The 17,338-nt window shown below is 38.9% G+C and carries 15 protein-coding genes; 1 reads left to right on the top strand and 14 read right to left on the bottom strand.

Going from position 1 to position 17,338, the window contains the following annotated elements; all coding sequences use genetic code 11:
• Positions 1-146: 146 nt before the first annotated feature.
• Genes lldD through lldP form a run of 3 tightly spaced genes read right to left on the bottom strand, consistent with a single transcriptional unit; the run spans position 147 to position 3,734 of the window.
• On the bottom strand, positions 147-1,298 hold the full coding sequence (gene lldD / locus HMPREF0014_RS21595; protein WP_004706043.1) for an FMN-dependent L-lactate dehydrogenase LldD: 1,152 nt from the start codon (positions 1,296-1,298) through the stop codon (positions 147-149).
• Complete coding sequence (gene lldR / locus HMPREF0014_RS21590; protein ID WP_006581645.1) at positions 1,295-2,047, bottom strand: transcriptional regulator LldR; 753 nt, start codon at positions 2,045-2,047, stop codon at positions 1,295-1,297. Before lldR ends, lldD begins: the two co-directional genes overlap by 4 nt.
• Positions 2,048-2,066: 19 nt before the next feature.
• On the bottom strand, positions 2,067-3,734 hold the full coding sequence (lldP, locus tag HMPREF0014_RS21585; RefSeq protein ID WP_171068679.1) for an L-lactate permease: 1,668 nt from the start codon (positions 3,732-3,734) through the stop codon (positions 2,067-2,069).
• A 375-nt stretch (positions 3,735-4,109) separates the two neighbouring features.
• Between lldP and HMPREF0014_RS21580 the strand changes: the two genes are divergently transcribed.
• Positions 4,110-5,480: a phosphomannomutase/phosphoglucomutase gene (locus HMPREF0014_RS21580; RefSeq protein WP_006581647.1), complete on the top strand. Its 1,371-nt coding sequence runs from the start codon at positions 4,110-4,112 to the stop codon at positions 5,478-5,480.
• Positions 5,481-5,507: 27 nt separating this feature from the next.
• On the opposite strand, the gene HMPREF0014_RS21575 is transcribed toward HMPREF0014_RS21580, so the two are convergent.
• From HMPREF0014_RS21575 to HMPREF0014_RS21525, 11 genes are all read right to left on the bottom strand, one after another.
• Positions 5,508-7,169, bottom strand: coding sequence for an LTA synthase family protein (locus HMPREF0014_RS21575; protein WP_082187655.1), 1,662 nt, complete (start codon positions 7,167-7,169; stop codon positions 5,508-5,510).
• A 159-nt stretch (positions 7,170-7,328) separates the two neighbouring features.
• Complete coding sequence (locus HMPREF0014_RS21570; RefSeq protein ID WP_001094416.1) at positions 7,329-8,975, bottom strand: IS66-like element ISAba17 family transposase; 1,647 nt, start codon at positions 8,973-8,975, stop codon at positions 7,329-7,331.
• A 74-nt stretch (positions 8,976-9,049) separates the two neighbouring features.
• A complete protein-coding gene (tnpB, locus tag HMPREF0014_RS21565) occupies positions 9,050-9,385 on the bottom strand; it encodes an IS66 family insertion sequence element accessory protein TnpB (RefSeq protein ID WP_000618090.1) in 336 nt (111 codons plus the stop codon).
• Entirely contained in the window at positions 9,382-9,810 is a 429-nt protein-coding gene (locus tag HMPREF0014_RS21560; protein WP_000364662.1) for a transposase, read from the bottom strand. The genes tnpB and HMPREF0014_RS21560 overlap by 4 nt, the downstream gene beginning before the upstream one ends.
• Positions 9,811-10,088: 278 nt before the next feature.
• Positions 10,089-11,108, bottom strand: a complete 1,020-nt coding sequence (galE, locus tag HMPREF0014_RS21555; protein ID WP_006581400.1) for a UDP-glucose 4-epimerase GalE — start codon at positions 11,106-11,108, stop codon at positions 10,089-10,091.
• Positions 11,101-12,771 carry a glucose-6-phosphate isomerase gene (gene pgi, locus HMPREF0014_RS21550; RefSeq protein WP_006581401.1) on the bottom strand — a complete coding sequence of 557 codons (1,671 nt, stop codon included), beginning with the start codon at positions 12,769-12,771 and terminating at the stop codon, positions 11,101-11,103. Before pgi ends, galE begins: the two co-directional genes overlap by 8 nt.
• A complete protein-coding gene (locus HMPREF0014_RS21545) occupies positions 12,768-14,030 on the bottom strand; it encodes a nucleotide sugar dehydrogenase (protein ID WP_006581402.1) in 1,263 nt (420 codons plus the stop codon). The genes pgi and HMPREF0014_RS21545 overlap by 4 nt, the downstream gene beginning before the upstream one ends.
• A 115-nt stretch (positions 14,031-14,145) precedes the next feature.
• Positions 14,146-15,021: a UTP--glucose-1-phosphate uridylyltransferase GalU gene (gene galU / locus HMPREF0014_RS21540; protein ID WP_000591438.1), complete on the bottom strand. Its 876-nt coding sequence runs from the start codon at positions 15,019-15,021 to the stop codon at positions 14,146-14,148.
• 24 nt (positions 15,022-15,045) lie between these two features.
• The gene (locus HMPREF0014_RS21535) at positions 15,046-15,666 is read right to left on the bottom strand and encodes a sugar transferase (protein WP_000826958.1); all 621 of its coding nucleotides are present in this window, start codon (positions 15,664-15,666) and stop codon (positions 15,046-15,048) included.
• Positions 15,667-15,678: 12 nt separating this feature from the next.
• Positions 15,679-16,512: an oligosaccharide biosynthesis UDP-D-galactose glycosyltransferase Gtr5 gene (gene gtr5, locus HMPREF0014_RS21530; RefSeq protein WP_000938925.1), complete on the bottom strand. Its 834-nt coding sequence runs from the start codon at positions 16,510-16,512 to the stop codon at positions 15,679-15,681.
• Complete coding sequence (locus HMPREF0014_RS21525; protein WP_000515955.1) at positions 16,512-17,336, bottom strand: beta-1,6-N-acetylglucosaminyltransferase; 825 nt, start codon at positions 17,334-17,336, stop codon at positions 16,512-16,514. The genes gtr5 and HMPREF0014_RS21525 overlap by 1 nt, the downstream gene beginning before the upstream one ends.
• Positions 17,337-17,338 lie beyond the last annotated feature (2 nt).

Here is a 17,338-nt window from a genome sequence, read left to right as displayed (position 1 = left end):
CAACCGTACAAGGAAGTACGGTTTGCTCAACAAAAGGTTTTTGGTTACTTTTGACCTTTCAAAAGTGACAAATGCCTATACGTAAAACATCAGCAAATCACCAAATTTTGAGGCTGTACTTATTCTTTCACTTAAAAAGTTATTTCTTAAAAACCCTGTTTCATCGCCTGTACTAAACAATCCGCATTAATATCCGAAATCGATTTAGCACCCGTGAGCGTCATCGCAACACGCATCTCTTTATCAATCAAATCAAGCAAGTTTGAAACACCTTGCCCACCTGCTGCTGCCAAGGCATACACAAAGGCACGGCCAAGTAACACTGTATCGGCACCGAGCGCCAACATACGCACTACGTCTAAACCATTACGGATGCCTGAGTCAGCCAAAATTGCTAAATCACCTTTTACCGCATCAGCGATTGCAGGCAATGCACGAGCAGAAGACATCACGCCATCTAACTGACGACCACCATGATTCGATACCACAATACCATCTGCACCAAAACGCACAGCATCTTTGGCATCTTCAGGGTCTAAAATACCCTTAATCACCATTGGGCCATCCCAAAACTCACGAATCCACTCAAGGTCTTTCCATGAAATGGATGGGTCAAAGTTAGAACCCAACCAGCCAATATAATCTTCAAGCCCAGTCGGTTTGCCTAAATATTTAGAGATATTTCCGAGGTCATGCGGACGGCCCATTAAGCCGACATTCCACGACCAATGTGGATGGAACATAGACTGCATATAACGGCGCATCGCAGCATTTGGCCCACTCATTCCCGAATGTGCATCACGGTAACGCGCACCCGGTACAGGCATATCTACAGTAAACACCAGTGTTGAGCAGCCTGCCGCTTTTGCACGTTCTAAAGCATTACGCATAAAACCACGGTCGCGTAATACATAAAGCTGGAACCACATCGGGCGGTTAATTGCAGGTGCAACTTCTTCAATCGGACAGACAGAAACCGTTGAAAGCGTAAATGGAATACCCTTTTTGTCGGCTGCCATTGCGGCTTGAACTTCACCACGGCGCGCATACATGCCTGTTAAACCCACAGGTGCCAATGCAACCGGCATCGACAAGGTTTCGTTAAACAGTTTTGTCTCTAAACTTAACGCTGACATGTCATTGAGCACACGTTGACGCAATGCAATTTCTGACAAATCTTGTACGTTACGCTTTAAGGTATATTCCGAATACGCTCCACCATCAATGTAGTGAAATAAAAACGGGGGTAAGCGACGTTGTGCCGCAGCACGATAATCATTGCCAGAAGAAATAATCATTTTGAATCAACTCTATTTAAACGATTTGCACGTTTCTGGCGAGCTTCGTCTTCATCCAGAGAACGTACATGGTTAATCACAAATTCAATATGACCGCAGACAGCTTGGCGTGCGGCCTCGGGATCTTTACGATCAATAGCATCCATCACCTGAAAATGCTGCTCGCTGAGCAAGTCACCATTGACTGGGTCGTTATAAACTTTTTTACGCCCTAACAAGACGTTGTATTGCAGCAAATCAAACAGACTACGCATCATTTGAATCAGCACCACATTGTGAGATGCTTCAGCAATCGCTAAGTGGAATTCAGCATCTGCCACAGCAGCCTGTGCTGAGTCACCTGCATTTTGATGTCGACTAATTTCATTAAAATAATGACGGATTTTGGCACGATCATCAGGCGTTGAGCGCAATGCGGCATACCATGCCGTGCCACCTTCAAGTAATAACCGCGCCTCTTGCACATCAAAACGGTACAGCGGATCTTCTTCAATCAAGTTACTAATTGGGTTCACAATGAGTTGCTGTGGCCACTGTTCAGGTAACTGCTGAATATAAGTCCCATCGCCACGGCGGCTACTGAGCACCCCTTGACTATTGAGCTGTTGAATTGCTTCACGCAAAGACGGACGAGAAACCCCTAAACTTGTTGCAAGCTGGCGTTCGGCAGGCAAACGGTCACCTTTTTTCATGTGACGTTCTTCAATTAATGCCTGCAATTTCATGACCACTTGATCGGAGATTCTCATCGCGTTTCCTTCACTGGAGTTATGGAATCATCCACGGAACCAGATAAGCCTGAACCGTAATAATGATGCCAACAAAGACAGTGAATATGATGCTATGTTTTACCGTGAAACGGAACAAGTCAGACTCTTTTCCAACTAAGCCTACCGCTGCACACGCAATCGCAATCGACTGCGGAGAAATCATCTTACCTGTCACACCACCACTGGTATTGGCAGCCACCAATAACACTTCTGGAATACCAATCTGCTGAGCCGTAGTCGCCTGTAGTGCCGAGAACAAAGCATTTGAAGATGTATCTGAACCCGTAAGGAACACACCAAGCCAGCCCAAAAATGGCGAGAAGAAAGTAAACGCATGACCTGTATGCGATAGAGCCAAAGCTAAAGTTGCAGATAAACCTGAATAGTTCGCAATAAAAGCAAACGCCAACACCATACCAATCGAGTAAATCGGTGTTTTTAACTCATTGATTGTTTCACCAAAAGTCGTTACTGCTTCACTTGCTTTCATTTTCAAGAAAATAGCAGTGATGATTGCAGCAATAAAAATTGCCGTACCTGTTGCAGAGAACCAGTCAAACTTATAAATCGCCTCGTATGGTTTCATCTCTGCCACAATTGGCGGCATTTTCTCGACCAGTTTATGCAAATATGGTACTTCAAGTTTAAAAATCCAGTGTTCAAGAGCGCCATCTTTTGCAAATAATGCTTTAAATGGCTTAACGCTCCAGATCGTCACCATGACTGTTAAAATAGCAAATGGAGACCACGCCTTAGCAATTTTCCCAATGCTATAACGTTGAACCGTAGTAGGTTGCTGAGTCAAGCTTTGACCAGCTTCAGGCTCAAAACGGAAAATATGTTTTGGTTTCCAGAAACGGAACAACACAGTCAAGCTGACCAATGACGCAATTGCAGCGGTAATGTCTGGTAACTCAGGACCAATGAAGTTAGATGTAAGATATTGGGCTATCGCAAACGAACCACCACCAACGACTACCGCAGGCCAAGTTTCTTTAACACCACGCCAGCCATCCATAATTGCCATAATCCAGAACAGCACAATTAGCGTTAAGAATGGCAACTGACGACCTACCATCTGGCTAATTTCCATAGTGTCTACGCCTGACACCTGCCCTGCCACAATAATGGGAATACCCATTGCACCAAATGCCACTGGCGCTGTATTTACAATCAAACATAAACCAGCTGCGTAAAGTGGCTTAAAGCCTAAACCAACAAGGAGTGCAGCAGTAATTGCGACAGGAGCACCGAAACCAGCAGCCCCTTCAAGGAAAGTACCAAATGCAAAACCAACCAATAACATTTGCAGACGTTGGTCTTCGGTAATTGACAAAATGCTTGAACGAATAACCTCAAACTGGCCTGTTTTTACTGAAATTTTGTATAGAAAAACTGCCCCAATAATGATCCATGAAATTGGCCATAGACCATAGAAGAAACCGTAAATGATCGACGCAAAGGCCATTTGACCCGGCATTTGATAGAAAAAGAGCGCAATCAATAGTGCAATAATGACTGTGCCTGTACCCGCGATACTGCCTTTTAAACGAAAAACAGCCAATGCCAAAAAGAAGAAAATAATCGGGATTAATGCAACCGCACTGGACAGCCAAATATTATTTAAAGGGTCATAAAGTTGTTGCCACATATTGAGCATTGTCATCTCCTTGAAATGCCGAGGCGAAATTTTTTGTACCTTAAAAGTTTAAACATTTAGCACAATTGGTATTACCAATTTAAATTTAAGTGCAAATGTTGTTCCTTAAACCACAGATCGCATCATAAACACAGATATTGGTAAGATCAATCATTAAATTAACATCATAATTGGTATGACCAATATAGCTAAGAAAAATAAAGCTATTTCTAATTTATAAATTTATTTATTAGACTAAAGTCGTAAAAATCTTTCTTATAAATTTAGATATGAACTACCAAAATGAAGTGAAAAATTTGAATATAAAAACTATAAACATACCTGTTTCATGATCTATGTATAATGTGCACACAACTCAAACCACATGTATTGAATTGAATAATGACTACTTTAACGTGTTTTAAAGCTTATGATATCCGAGGCAAACTCGGCACCGAATTGAATGAAGAAATCGCCTATAAAATTGGCCGCGCATACGGACAAATCTATAAACCAAAGACAGTGGTTGTAGGTTGTGATATTCGTCTAAGCAGTGAGGGTTTAAAACAAGCGACCATCCGCGGGTTAAATGATGCGGGTGTCAATGTTCTTGATTTAGGTATGACAGGTACTGAAGAAGTTTACTTCGCCGCTTTCCATTTAGATGTGCAAGGTGGTATCGAAGTTACTGCGAGCCACAACCCAATGGACTATAACGGTATGAAATTGGTTCGAGAAAATGCTCGTCCAATTAGTGCAGATACGGGTTTAAAAGAAATTCAGGCTTTAGCAGAAACCAATAACTTTGAAGAAGTTAGCCAAAAAGGTACAACTCAAAGTTATAACATTTTGCCTGAGTTCGTTGATCACCTAATCACCTATATTGAACCTGCAAAAATCCGCCCACTTAAGTTAGTGGTAAACGCGGGTAATGGTGCAGCTGGTCACGTGATTGATGCAATCGAAGAAAAATTTAAGGCGCTTAATGTACCAGTTGAATTTATTAAAATTCACCATGAAGCAGATGGTACGTTCCCAAATGGGATTCCTAACCCAATTTTAATTGAAAACCGTTACAGTACTCGAAATGCTGTTCTTGAGCATAAAGCGGATATGGGAATTGCTTGGGACGGCGACTTTGACCGCTGTTTCTTGTTCGATGAAAAAGGTCAATTCATTGAAGGCTACTATATTGTTGGTCTACTGGCTCAAGCTTTCTTGATTAAACAATCAGGTGAGAAAATTGTGCATGACCCACGTTTAGTGTGGAACACATTTGATATCGTAGATGAGTACAAAGGTGTTGCCGTACAGTCAAAATCTGGTCATGCATTCATTAAAGACGTTATGCGTGAGAATAATGCTGTATATGGCGGCGAAATGAGTGCCCATCACTATTTCCGTGACTTTGCTTACTGTGATAGCGGTATGATTCCGTGGTTACTTACTGTTGCTCTACTTTCTGAAACAGGACAATCACTTTCAACACTCGTTGAAAATATGATTACCAAATTTCCTTGTAGTGGTGAAATCAACTTTAAAGTAGCTGATACACAAATCACTATTCAAAAGATTTTTGATTTCTATGCTGCTCAAAACCCGGAAATTGACCGTACCGATGGTGTAAGCCTCGACTTTGGTGCATGGCGTTTTAATGTACGTGCTTCAAACACTGAGCCTTTACTGCGTCTCAACATTGAAAGCCGTGCAGACCATCAAGCTCAGCCAATGCAGCATTATGTAGATGAATTGACTGGACTAATTCAATCTTAATAGAGCTCATCTCAAAGAGATGGAACATTATTGTTCCATCTCTTTTTGGCTATTCTGCATAATTTTATAAGTATGATTATGTCCATCTAATACATCCTTATTTAGATTTTCATAACCTTTCAACAGCGCTTTTTTATCAAAATTACACGTTTGATTTTCATTAATAAATTTTTGGTGAATGGCACTATAACAACTCGATACATCATCAACAAATTGATAATAATCAGACAAAGGCAACCCTGCCAACTTTAATAGTTTTGGAGCAACGAAACTTGCAGAAATATAAGGCTGATTCAAGGGCTTCTTATCTAATTTATAATTGCTCCACACTACAAACGGTGTCTGATAATTTTTTAAATTAGTCCGCTCAGGATCATCTTTAAAAAATCCATAACTCTCATAAACTTCTTGTAGATTCGGTAAATGATCGCCAAAAGCCACTAAAATTGTTGGTCGATCTATTGTCTTTAAATATTCAGCGAGCTCTTTTAGCTTTTGGTTAGCACGTGCAGTTCCAGCAGTATAAGTACTTAATTTTTGCTTTTCATTTTCAGACAGCTCTTTGTTAAATTTATAATTTTGCTTACCAAAACGATCATCATTATACATTGGGTGATTTTCAACAGTAATCGCATAAATAAACTTTGGCTGTTGCTCGTTCTCTCCTAAAGTAGATTTAATCGAATCAAAAATAAGATCATCTGTAGCCCATCCTCCTAAATTAAAGACTGTAGACCGATCTTTTTGGGCAATCATATTTTCAAGTGATATAAATTTATCAAACCCCAATGCTGGATATACCTTATTGCGATTATAGTAATAACCATAGTTATTATGCATTGCAATTGTTTGATAACCAATTGAATTTAAATAATAAGGTAATGCATAAATTGGCTTTTTCAGCTTAGAAACATATAACAACTCATTTGCGAAAAAAGTTGTATTGAGGCTCGTAAGGACTTCAAATTCAACATTCGCAGTACCTCCTCCAAAAGAAGGAGACAGTAAATTAGAGACCTGATTTTGATGAACAAAAGATAGTAAGTCTTTTGGTAAACCACTATCTAAATGATGAGAATCCCAAAAGGATTCTTCCATCACGATAACAATGTTCGGATATTCCTTTTCATTGTCGTCTAAAGATTGAACCAAATGATGTTCCTGCAAAATCTGCTGTATGTCTTGTTCAGACACTTTACGGTTAGGTAATAAAACACTGGTTACATTATCCAATACCTTAGATACGTAAAAAGTCACAAACCCGTAATCTTGAATTTTCCTATAGTCGCCGATCCAGTCATTTCTCGTATTTGGAAATTCTTGTAAGCTGGCACAAATCATAGGTTTATTTTCTGAAAAACACGCTCCTGTGGGATTTTTAATAAAATTTAAGTAAATTAAGCCACTTGCAAGTAATGCAAAAATAATAATATTAGGAATATAGATGTGAAAAGTAGCTTTACTTTCTTTACGTATAGCGATAAGCAGTACAATAAGAAAGAAAATAATCAGCATAAAAAAGATGAGCTGTAAGTGCCAAGGAGTCGCTTTCATAGCCTCAGGAAGTAAAAAAATATCTTCAGGGCTTAAATTACTAAATAGATATTGTTGTTTCTTTTTATTAATAAAATTTAAAAATATAACGAATAATTGGCTTAAAAAAAGAGCAGTATACTTACGACCAACTATAATAAAAAATAGTTGAATTACGGCATAGTTAAATAGAATTGAAAAAATAGCTTTTTCTGAAATCAGATAGCTATAAAACTTATGCCAAGTCAAGTTCATATCCCATGCAACATATACACCGACACAGGGTAAGCATCCGCTGAACGCCATCGCCAAGTTTTAACGGGGTTCAGGTTTCCAGCGGTGAGGTAGTAATTCTTCTATTTGAGGCACTTTATGTGTTGGCAACCTTTTCAGCACATCACTTAAATAGGCATACGGATCCAAGCCATTCAGCTTTGCTGACTGGATTAAAGTCATGATATTGGCAGCTCGTTGACCACTGCGCAGCGAACCTGCAAATAGCCAGTTCTTACGCCCCAAGGCCCAGGGACGCATTTGGTTCTCTATCCAATTATTGTCAATGGGTAGATTGCCATCATCCAGATAGCGGCTTAAAGCAGTCCAACGTTTTAGGCTGTAATTGATCGCCCGGGCGGTTGGAGAACTCGATGGCACCGTCAGTTGATGTTGGTTGAGCCATTCATATAGTTGTTGCATGACCGGTTGACTATGCTGTTGTCGGTATTCGCAGCGGTCTTCCGCTGTACCATCCGTCTTTTTTCTTAATTCTGCTTCTATCGCATATAATTTCTGAATCAGCACTAATGCCTGTTCAGCGACCTGACTTTTCTTGGTCACATGTAGTTCATGGAATTTACGACGTGCATGTGCCATGCAGCCCACCTCAATGACCTGACCTGATCTAAAGCGTGCTTTATAACCACTGTAATCATCACAGACCAAATGACCCTGCCAGCCTTTCAGGAAGTCTTCAGCATGCTGGCCAGAACGGCTATCTTGAAAGTCATAGATCACTGCCTGAACTGGATTGTACTGTGTGCTGGCATAGGCCCAGACATAACCTTTTTTGGGCTTTTTCTCATTTTCACCCATCTGCATGACCGTCACCGGTGTTTCATCTGCATGGATCACCTGCTGTTGCAGTACCACCTGTTTTAAGGCATTGGCCAGAGGTTCCAGTTCCACCCCACAGCGGCCAATCCAGTCAGATAACGTTGATCTAGACAGATCAACACCTGCGCGTAGAAAGATTTGACGTTGACGGTACAAAGGCAAATGATCGGCATACTTTGACACCAGCACATGGCTAAGCAATTCAGGTGAAGCAATGCCTTTATCAATCACATAGGCTGGCATCGCTTGCTGAGTCAGAGTGTCACACTGATCACAGACCCATTTACCACGCACATGCTGTTCCTTATAGAACTGTGCCGGTCTGAAATTCAGTTTTTCACTGACATCTTCACCGATACGACGCAAGGTACAGCCACAACTGCATTGTGTTGATTCAGGTTCATGCTCAATACGGAGGGTGTGTAGATGATCTGGCAACAGCCGACGTTTAGGTTTGTTGACTGGGGCTTTCTGTGCAGCTGCATTGGTTTTATCTGCATTCAGTCGTTCCAGTTCCAGATCAACCGCTGCAATATCTTCTTCAACCGCTTCATCCCAGAGATGGATTTGTTTTGCGGTTAGATGTTCATTTTTACTGCCGAATTTATGCTGTTTAAATAGTGCAAGCTCATGCTCGTATTTTTGATTGAGAATAGAAAGATGTTGAACTTTAGAATCTAATTGCTGATTGGTGACTTCAAGATGTTGAACTCTGGCATCTAATTGCTGATTTGATTGTTCCAGTTGTTGTTTAGATTGTGCCAGAGACTGATGCTGCATCGCCAACTGTCTGGTAAATTCCAGCAGTTGTTCATGGGTCAGTTGGCTTAAATCAGGCAGCGTATTCATGACCGCAGTATGCCTGAGGTCATGATGCAGAGGAAATAGAACGTTTGGAGAATAGCAGAATGGATGAGCCTGGTTTAGAGCATTGTTACCACTTGCTGCAGTCCGATTCTTTGCCAGGGCAAACCCTGGATCAGTGCCTGTAACTGCTCCGGGCTGATCGCCATACTTTCACCCTGGTGAACTTTAGCCCAGTGGAATTTCCCCTGTTCCAGCCGCCGGGCACACAGCCAGATACCCAGTCCATCATGCACCAGCACTTTCATACGATGGCCACGCTTATTACAGAACAGGTAAGCGCAATGCGGTTTGATGTAGCCAAAGGCTCTCAGCACCTGAGCCATGGCTGTATCCATCCCTGCACGCATGTCCATCGGCTGGGTAGACAACCAGATCTCATCAATACGAATCATTGAGTCAAACCCTGGATCAGCAACAGTAATTCAGTTACTGACTCCACCGGCCAGTCGATCTCGATCATCTGATCCCTTGCGGAACTTGGTGCCTCATGTAATGGAATCCTGATATGAGCGACAGCTTTCTTCTCTGGCACAGGTGGTAGAGGTGCTTCTTGTTTGACTGGAGTCGGGTGAAGAATGACCGGAAGAAAGTCAGTCTGTGGAATGGATGGGGTTTTTAATGCAGGGGGCATTGATCTGGACTGACGAATCCATTTATGTAGCAGATTGGCATTGATCTGATGTTGCATTGCTACCTTGGCCACTGATGTATCTGGCTGCTGGCATTGCTGAATAAGTTGATGTTTAAATTCAGCTGTGAAGGTTCGACGGGGCTTTTTTAGCGTTGGTGCACTGTCTATAACTGTCTTTAAATCCATAAATAGGTGTCCACTTAAATTTAAGTGGACACTATCGCGGTATTAATGAGTTAGAAAAAGTGGGGTTCAGCGGACGCTTACGACACAGGTGGATAAAAAGGCAATAAAGATAAACAACAATTGCTGACGAAGAAAAACCATGATGACAAAAAGAGACTAACAGGATTGTCGCGAATACTAGCATGAAAGTAGTCACTACAACTGTAGCCTCTTTTTAGAAAAGAGCTCTATCTCAATTCAAGACAGATAGATAATTGATATTTAGAAAAATTAAATAATCAATTTTTATAACCCGTTGGATTATTTTTTTGCCATTTCCAGCTGTCTTGCAACATATCCTCTAAACCATATTGAGGTTGCCAGCCTAACTCAGCAACAGCACGGGCATTATTTGCAAATGAAGTCGCTACATCACCTGCTCGGCGTGGTGCGAATTCGAAAGCAACGGATACGCCATTGACCTGTTCAAAGGTATTTTTAACCTGTAATACTGATGAGCCATTACCCGTTCCAATATTCCATGCACGACAACCTGTTGCTTGTAATCGGTTATTTAGAGCACATAGATGTGCATTGGCTAAGTCAACAACATGGATATAATCACGAACACCTGTACCATCTACTGTATCGTAATCATTACCATAAATAGAAAGTTTTTCACGGCGACCAACAGCAACTTGCGTAACGTAAGGCATTAAATTATTTGGAATACCTTGTGGATCTTCACCAATACGTCCACTTTTATGGGCACCTACTGGATTAAAATAACGAAGTAAAGCAATCGACCATTTAGAATTAGAAACAGACAATTTTTGTAATAATTGCTCAACGATTAATTTAGTGTAACCGTAATTATTACTAGGCATACCTGTTGGCATTTCTTCATTTAAAGGAGATGTATTCGCTTCATCATATACTGTTGCAGATGAGCTAAACACAAGTGTATAAACTCGTGCTTTCTCCATTGATTTAACCAGTTGGATACTACCTGCAATATTATTATCAAAATAAATAAGAGGTTTTTCCTGGCTTTCACCAACTGCTTTCAAACCTGCGAAATGGATCACGGCATCGATTGTATGATTTTGAAATACGCGATCAAGTTCATCTGCATTCCGAATATCTCCCTCTACAAAAGTTAAACTTTTTTGAGTGAGCTCTTGAACTCTATTTAAAGACTCTTCTGAACTATTTGAAAGGTTGTCAAAAACAATGACTTCATGACCTGCATTCAAAAGCTCTACGCAAGTATGTGAACCAATATAGCCTGCACCACCAGTAACCAGAATTTTAGCCATCTATTTTTCCTAATAAAATTTTAATCAATCCACGTGTTGAAGCATCGAGTGTTGAAAGATCGTTTTGAACACCATTTAAAATCGGGAGTAACTGGTCAGCAATTTGCTTACCTTTTTCCACTCCCCACTGATCAAAGGGATTAATGTTCCAGATTACAGACTGAACAAATACTTTATGTTCATATAAAGCAATCAACATTCCTAAACTATAAGGATTAAGCTCTTTTAAAAGTAATGTTGAACTTGGCTGATTTCCTTCATATTGCTTATAAATAGGCAAACTCTCTAGTTCTTTTGTATCTAGAGCTTCGTTACCAAAAGCCAATAAACGTGATTGTGCCAAACAGTTTGAAAGCGCAAGATGATGCTGTTCAATCAATGCTTCAGCATTTTCTACATAAGTAAAATGATCTGCATTGTAGCGTTGTATAGGTGCAATAAAATCACAACTTACTGCCTGAGTTCCCTGATGGAGTAATTGATAAAAGGCATGTTGAGCATTTGGCCCAACTTCACCCCATACAATTGGGCAAGTATCTAATTCAACTTTTTGTCCACCACGTTGTACCGATTTACCATTAGATTCCATTTCGAGCTGTTGCAAATAAGCTGCAAAATATTTTAAACGGCCATCATAAGGTAATACAGCATGGGTCTGAATATTTAAAAAGTTATTATTCCAGACTCCTAATAATGCCATAAGTACAGGTATATTCTGCTCAAAACTTGTATTTTGGAAATGCTCATCAACAGCATGGGCACCAGCTAAAAGCTGTTGGAAACATTCAACCCCAACTGACAATGCGATAGGTAACCCAATACACGACCAAAGAGAATAACGTCCACCAACCCAATCCCAAAGTAATAATTGATTTTCAGGAGCAATCCCCCACTCTGACATTTTGTTAGCTTTTGTAGAAACACCAATAAAATGGCTTTTTACCACCCGTTCGTGTTTCCCTAAAGCTTTCTCAAGCCACTGACGAACAGTTTGTGCATTGGATAAAGTATCAATAGTGCCAAATGACTTCGAAGAAATAATAAATAACGTTGTTTCTGGACGCAGCTGATGAAGCAATTCCGATAACTGGCTACCATCCATTGTTGATACGAAATGAACATTGAGTGGTTTAGCTGTTTTTACTTTAAAATCCGATAATGCATGGGTTACCATTTGAGGTCCTAAATCAGATCCTCCTACCCCAATATTAACGACATCTTGAATGACTTCACCTGTGGCACCACGGTATTGTCCAGCATGGATTTTTTCAACCAACGCATACATACGCTGCAATTGGCTATGGACCTTTTCAGTTAATTCCGGAAATTTAGAATATTCTAATGGTAAACGTAAAGCCCAATGCATTGCAGCACGCTGTTCGGTACAGTTGACTTTATCTTGAGAAAATAATCGTTCAATCCAGTGAGTCAATTGTTTAGTTTTTGCTAAAGCCACCAATTGCTCTAACACACTTTTAGTCACACGGTGCTTACTATAATCAAAAACCAGTTGATCGAACTTTACAGAATATTGCTGAAATCGATCAGACTCTGATGCAAATAATTCTTTTATATGTAAGTTTGAATTTTTCTCAACCAAAGAATGAAGCTGCGCGATAGGAGAAACTAGCTCTTTGGGAAACTTCTCGATAGATTTACTCATAATCGACCTACTCCTTCATAAGCAAAACCTTTAGATTTTACATATGCTGGATCATAAATATTACGCCCATCCAAAATAAGAGGATGCTGCATCAATTGTTGTAACTGTTTAAAGTCAGGACTCCAATACTGCTTCCATGCCGTAACTAAGCATAAAGCATGTGCTCCTTGTGCTGCTTCATATTGATCAGCGCATAAAATCAGGTCTTCACGGGTACCATATAAAGCTGCAATTTCATTAAGAGCTTGTGGGTCATGTAACCGAACCTTTACATCTTGCGCCCATAAAGCAGCCAATAAAATATGAATAGGTGAGTTATGTGTACTTGGAGTATTCTCTTTAAATGAAGCTCCCCAAATTGCAACAGTTTTTCCACTCAAATCACAATGATAGTAGTTCCATAATTTACGGAATAAAATTTCTTTTTGTTGTTCGTTAATCGCCCAAACTTGTTCTAGAAGTTGACTTTTCACACCTGTTTCAGAAACTGTACTTGAGAGTGTTAAAATATCATGTGAAAAATTTTCACCACCAAAACCCACACCTGCAGATAGGTATGCTGCGCCAATACGAGTATCAGCCGCAAGCCCATGTTTTATATTGGCAATATCAATACCCAGCTTTTCAGCAACTAGAGCAAGATCATTCATGTAACTGATGCGAGTTGCCAACATACCTGAAATACTGAGCTTGGTAAATTCGGCATCTAAAATCGGCATGAATAAATATTGATAGCTGAAACGGAAGAATGGTCGTAGTAATTCTTGCATCGTATCTTGAGCATAACTCGATTCAACACCAACAATGACATGCTTTACATTGAGTACACTATTAATTGCATTCCCTTCTTGAATTACATCAGGAAAATAGACCCACTCATCTTTAGGTAAATATTGCTTTAATTTTTCTGTCCCATGTAAACCAAAAGTAGATCCATTAACCATTAACTTTGGATGAACAATTGGACGTTCACTTAACTTCTCAACTGTTTTTAAAGCTAGGTCTATTTGTGTTGGGCTAAAACAGAATAAATAAACTTCAACATCCAAAGGAATTTGAGAAAAAGGACTTTCTGTTAAAAAACCTGCTTTTCGTTGTTTATTTAAATAATGATTAACTTCTTGATCTTGATATGAAAGTACAGATATATTTTCTTCACAGGTGACACTTGTACACCAATAGATCTGATTGCCATATTCAGCTAATAATGCTGCCATTACACCAGCATGTAAGGTGGTTCCAAATACCGCGATTTTCATTGTACACCTGATTTTAATATTCTATAAAATTCTCTTCCCTTTCCAGGAAGAGAATATATTGCTCTGTTCATATATTCATTCGTTTTTACAAATAGTTAAACAGAGCTACAAAATTTTATAATTTAAGTTCCTGAATTAACTGTTTAAAATCATTTCCTAACTTAGGGTGTTTAATTCCATAGTGTAGTACAGCTTTTAAATACCCAATCTTACTACCACAATCAAACGTTTGACCTTGCATACGATAAGCTTCAACAGTATCTGTGTCTTGAAGCATTGCAATTGCATCAGTTAACTGAATTTCATTACCCGCACCTTTCGGCGTGTTCTCAAGTAATTGCATAATCTTGGCAGGTAACACATAGCGGCCAACCACTGATAAGTTTGATGGTGCAGAGCCTACTGCAGGCTTTTCAACAATACCCTGCATAGCAATGCTTTCACCTTCATTTGGGCTATGTTTTACATCCACAATCCCATATTGATCTACTAAATGGTCTGGCACTGCTTCAACCATGATTTGAGCAGCTTGGCTTGAGTTATAGCGAGAAATCATACGGGATAGATCATTTTGTCCAGAGCTATCTTTCACCAATACATCTGGTAATAGCACAGCGAAATCATCTTGACCGACAACACTCTTTGCACATAACACAGCATGCCCTAAGCCTAAAGGCTGAGGTTGTCTTACACTTACTACACTCACATGCTCAGGCACAATTTGAGTAATCTCTGCAAGTAAATCGAATTTTTTCTTTTGTTCTAGAGTGGTTTCCAACTCAAAGTTACGATCAAAATAATTTTCAATTGATGCTTTCGATGAATGAGTAACTAAAATAATTTGTTCAATTCCAGCCTCTACCGCCTCGCGTACTACATATTCAATTGCAGGACGATCAACGACCGTTACCATTTCCTTTGGAATAGACTTACTTGCCGGTAGAAAACGTGTACCTAAACCAGCTACTGGTAAAACTGCTTTTTTAATCATAAGAAAGATTTCAAGATATAAAATTTACTTAACAGAAGAATCAATATTTTCTTGGGTATCATTACCTTTAAATAAAGATGGCCCAACATGCCCTGGAGCATTAATTCCTTCACGTTTTAACATCACTTTGACTGTTTTAAACATGATTTTGAAATCAACCCAAACGTTGTGATTATCTACATACCATACATCACACTTAAATCGTTCTTCATAATCAAGTTCATTACGCCCGCTTACTTGAGCTAAACCCGTCATTCCAGGGCGTACTTCTAAACGACGCGCTTGTTCTGGTGAATATAAAGCAACAAAATCTTTTAACATTGGACGCGGCCCTACCACACTCATGTCACCTTTTAGTACGTTAATGAGCTGTGGCATTTCATCTAGACTAGTTGAACGCAGTTTTTGTCCAAACGGAGTAATACGAGCTTCGTCTGGCAATGGATTTCCTTGAGCATCAAAAGCATCTTTCATAGAACGGAACTTAATCATTTTAAATAATTTTCCGTCTTTACCAGGTCTTTCTTGGTAAAAGAATATTGGTGAACCTAAATTTTTACGGACTTTATAAGCAACTATCAGAAATATTGGCGACAGAACAGTTAAAGCTATTAAAGAAATGACTATGTCTACTAAACGCTTCATATTTTCATTCACTCATTTTTTAATATCTTTACGAAGAAAGGTATTATAAATTGTACCTAATAAATTCGCTGGTAACAGTCTAAACGCAGACCGTACCAGAAACAGCATGTTAGCATATAGAGGATTTTGTAACTTTAGTTGTTTTTTTAAATCTAGTAACTGTTTTTCACTTTTAATATATTGGAAACCTTTGCGCCGTGCGTGCATACCATTACCAACACGAGCATATAAAAGCACATCAGGCAAGTTTGCTACTTTGTAATTATTTCCAATTACACGTAGCCACAAATTATAGTCTTCCATAAATAAATGGTGCTGATAACCACCTAAGCCTAAAATTACATCTCTCTTATAAGCTACAGTCATATGATTAAATGGGCAACGCTTTTGCGCAAATTCTCTAATTTCTTCATAAGTTATCGGTACTGCTTTAAGAACATTTGCATCAGTAATGTCTTTATCAAACTCCATCACTTGTCCACTAAACAGAACAACATCAGGGTTCTGCTTTATAAAAGCAACCTGTTTTTCAAAACGATCAGGGGTACAAATATCATCCGTATCCATACGGAATACCCAATCATAACTGCACTGTTTCAAACCTTCATTTAATGCTTTTCCAAGCCCAACATTTTGAGGTAGCGCAACTACTTTTAAGCAATCACCAATTTTTAACTTCCACTTTTGTACACATGCATCAAGCTCATCCCCAATTGAACCATCTAAAACTAATACAATTTCACTAGGTTCTAAGCTCTGATTATCCCAAATACTTGCAAAGCATTTTTCTAGGTATTCGGGTTTCTCTTTGAAATATAAAGATAACAATACAGAAAACTGCAACATTAGAAATTCACCCTTTCATAATATTTTAACTGATTATCAATATCCACTTTCCTAGCAAAAAAATGGGAACACGTATTTTTGAGCTTTAACAACTGATCAGCATTTAAGTAAATAGGATTATTTCCATTATTATATCTCTTATCAAAAATAATATACCTATTGTTACCTTTCAAACTAATATTATTTCTAAGACCAGCTTTCACCACTATATATTGGAAGAAATGCTCATCAGGATTTAATCTATGTTTAAATAATGAAATATCTCTATCTGTAATTGAGTTTAAAATAATTTTCAATTCTTCTCTACGAATTGAAAACCAATTACTTCCAAACCAGAAATCTTTCTTGGTAATAAAAATTTTATCTAATATCTTTAAAGAAAAAGTAAATAATTTACCTACTAGCTTACGTTGCCATCTAGTCTCAACATGGGGAGCAAAAAATCTTACACGATATCTATGTCGAGGAGAGTCCGTAAGTTCCATAAAAATATTAGAATTACTCCAAGTTAAAGTTTCAGATAAATTTTTATTTGTTGATAGAATAACATCTTCACCACTTACTACATGAAAAAATTCAGAATCGGAATTATGGAATACAAAAGAAAGTAAATTGAGGGTAGCTTGTACTTGCGAAAATCCTCCCCACTTAACATCTACTCTTAACTCATCTTTTAAAAAATATAAATTTTTAATTTCAGGATTAACAAAATTAGTCTTTATATCCATGTGGACAAAAAAATTAACTTGCTGATTATCTCTTGCTAAACCTTCAAAATACTTTATAGGTTTATGAGCCATAATTAAAATAGCTATTTTTCCCATAC

Source organism: Acinetobacter sp. RUH 2624, assembly GCF_000162375.2.
Taxonomy (GTDB): Bacteria; Pseudomonadota; Gammaproteobacteria; order Pseudomonadales; family Moraxellaceae; genus Acinetobacter; species Acinetobacter nosocomialis.
Note: the sequence above shows the minus strand (reverse complement) of the source record. Positions and strands in the feature narration are given on the sequence as shown.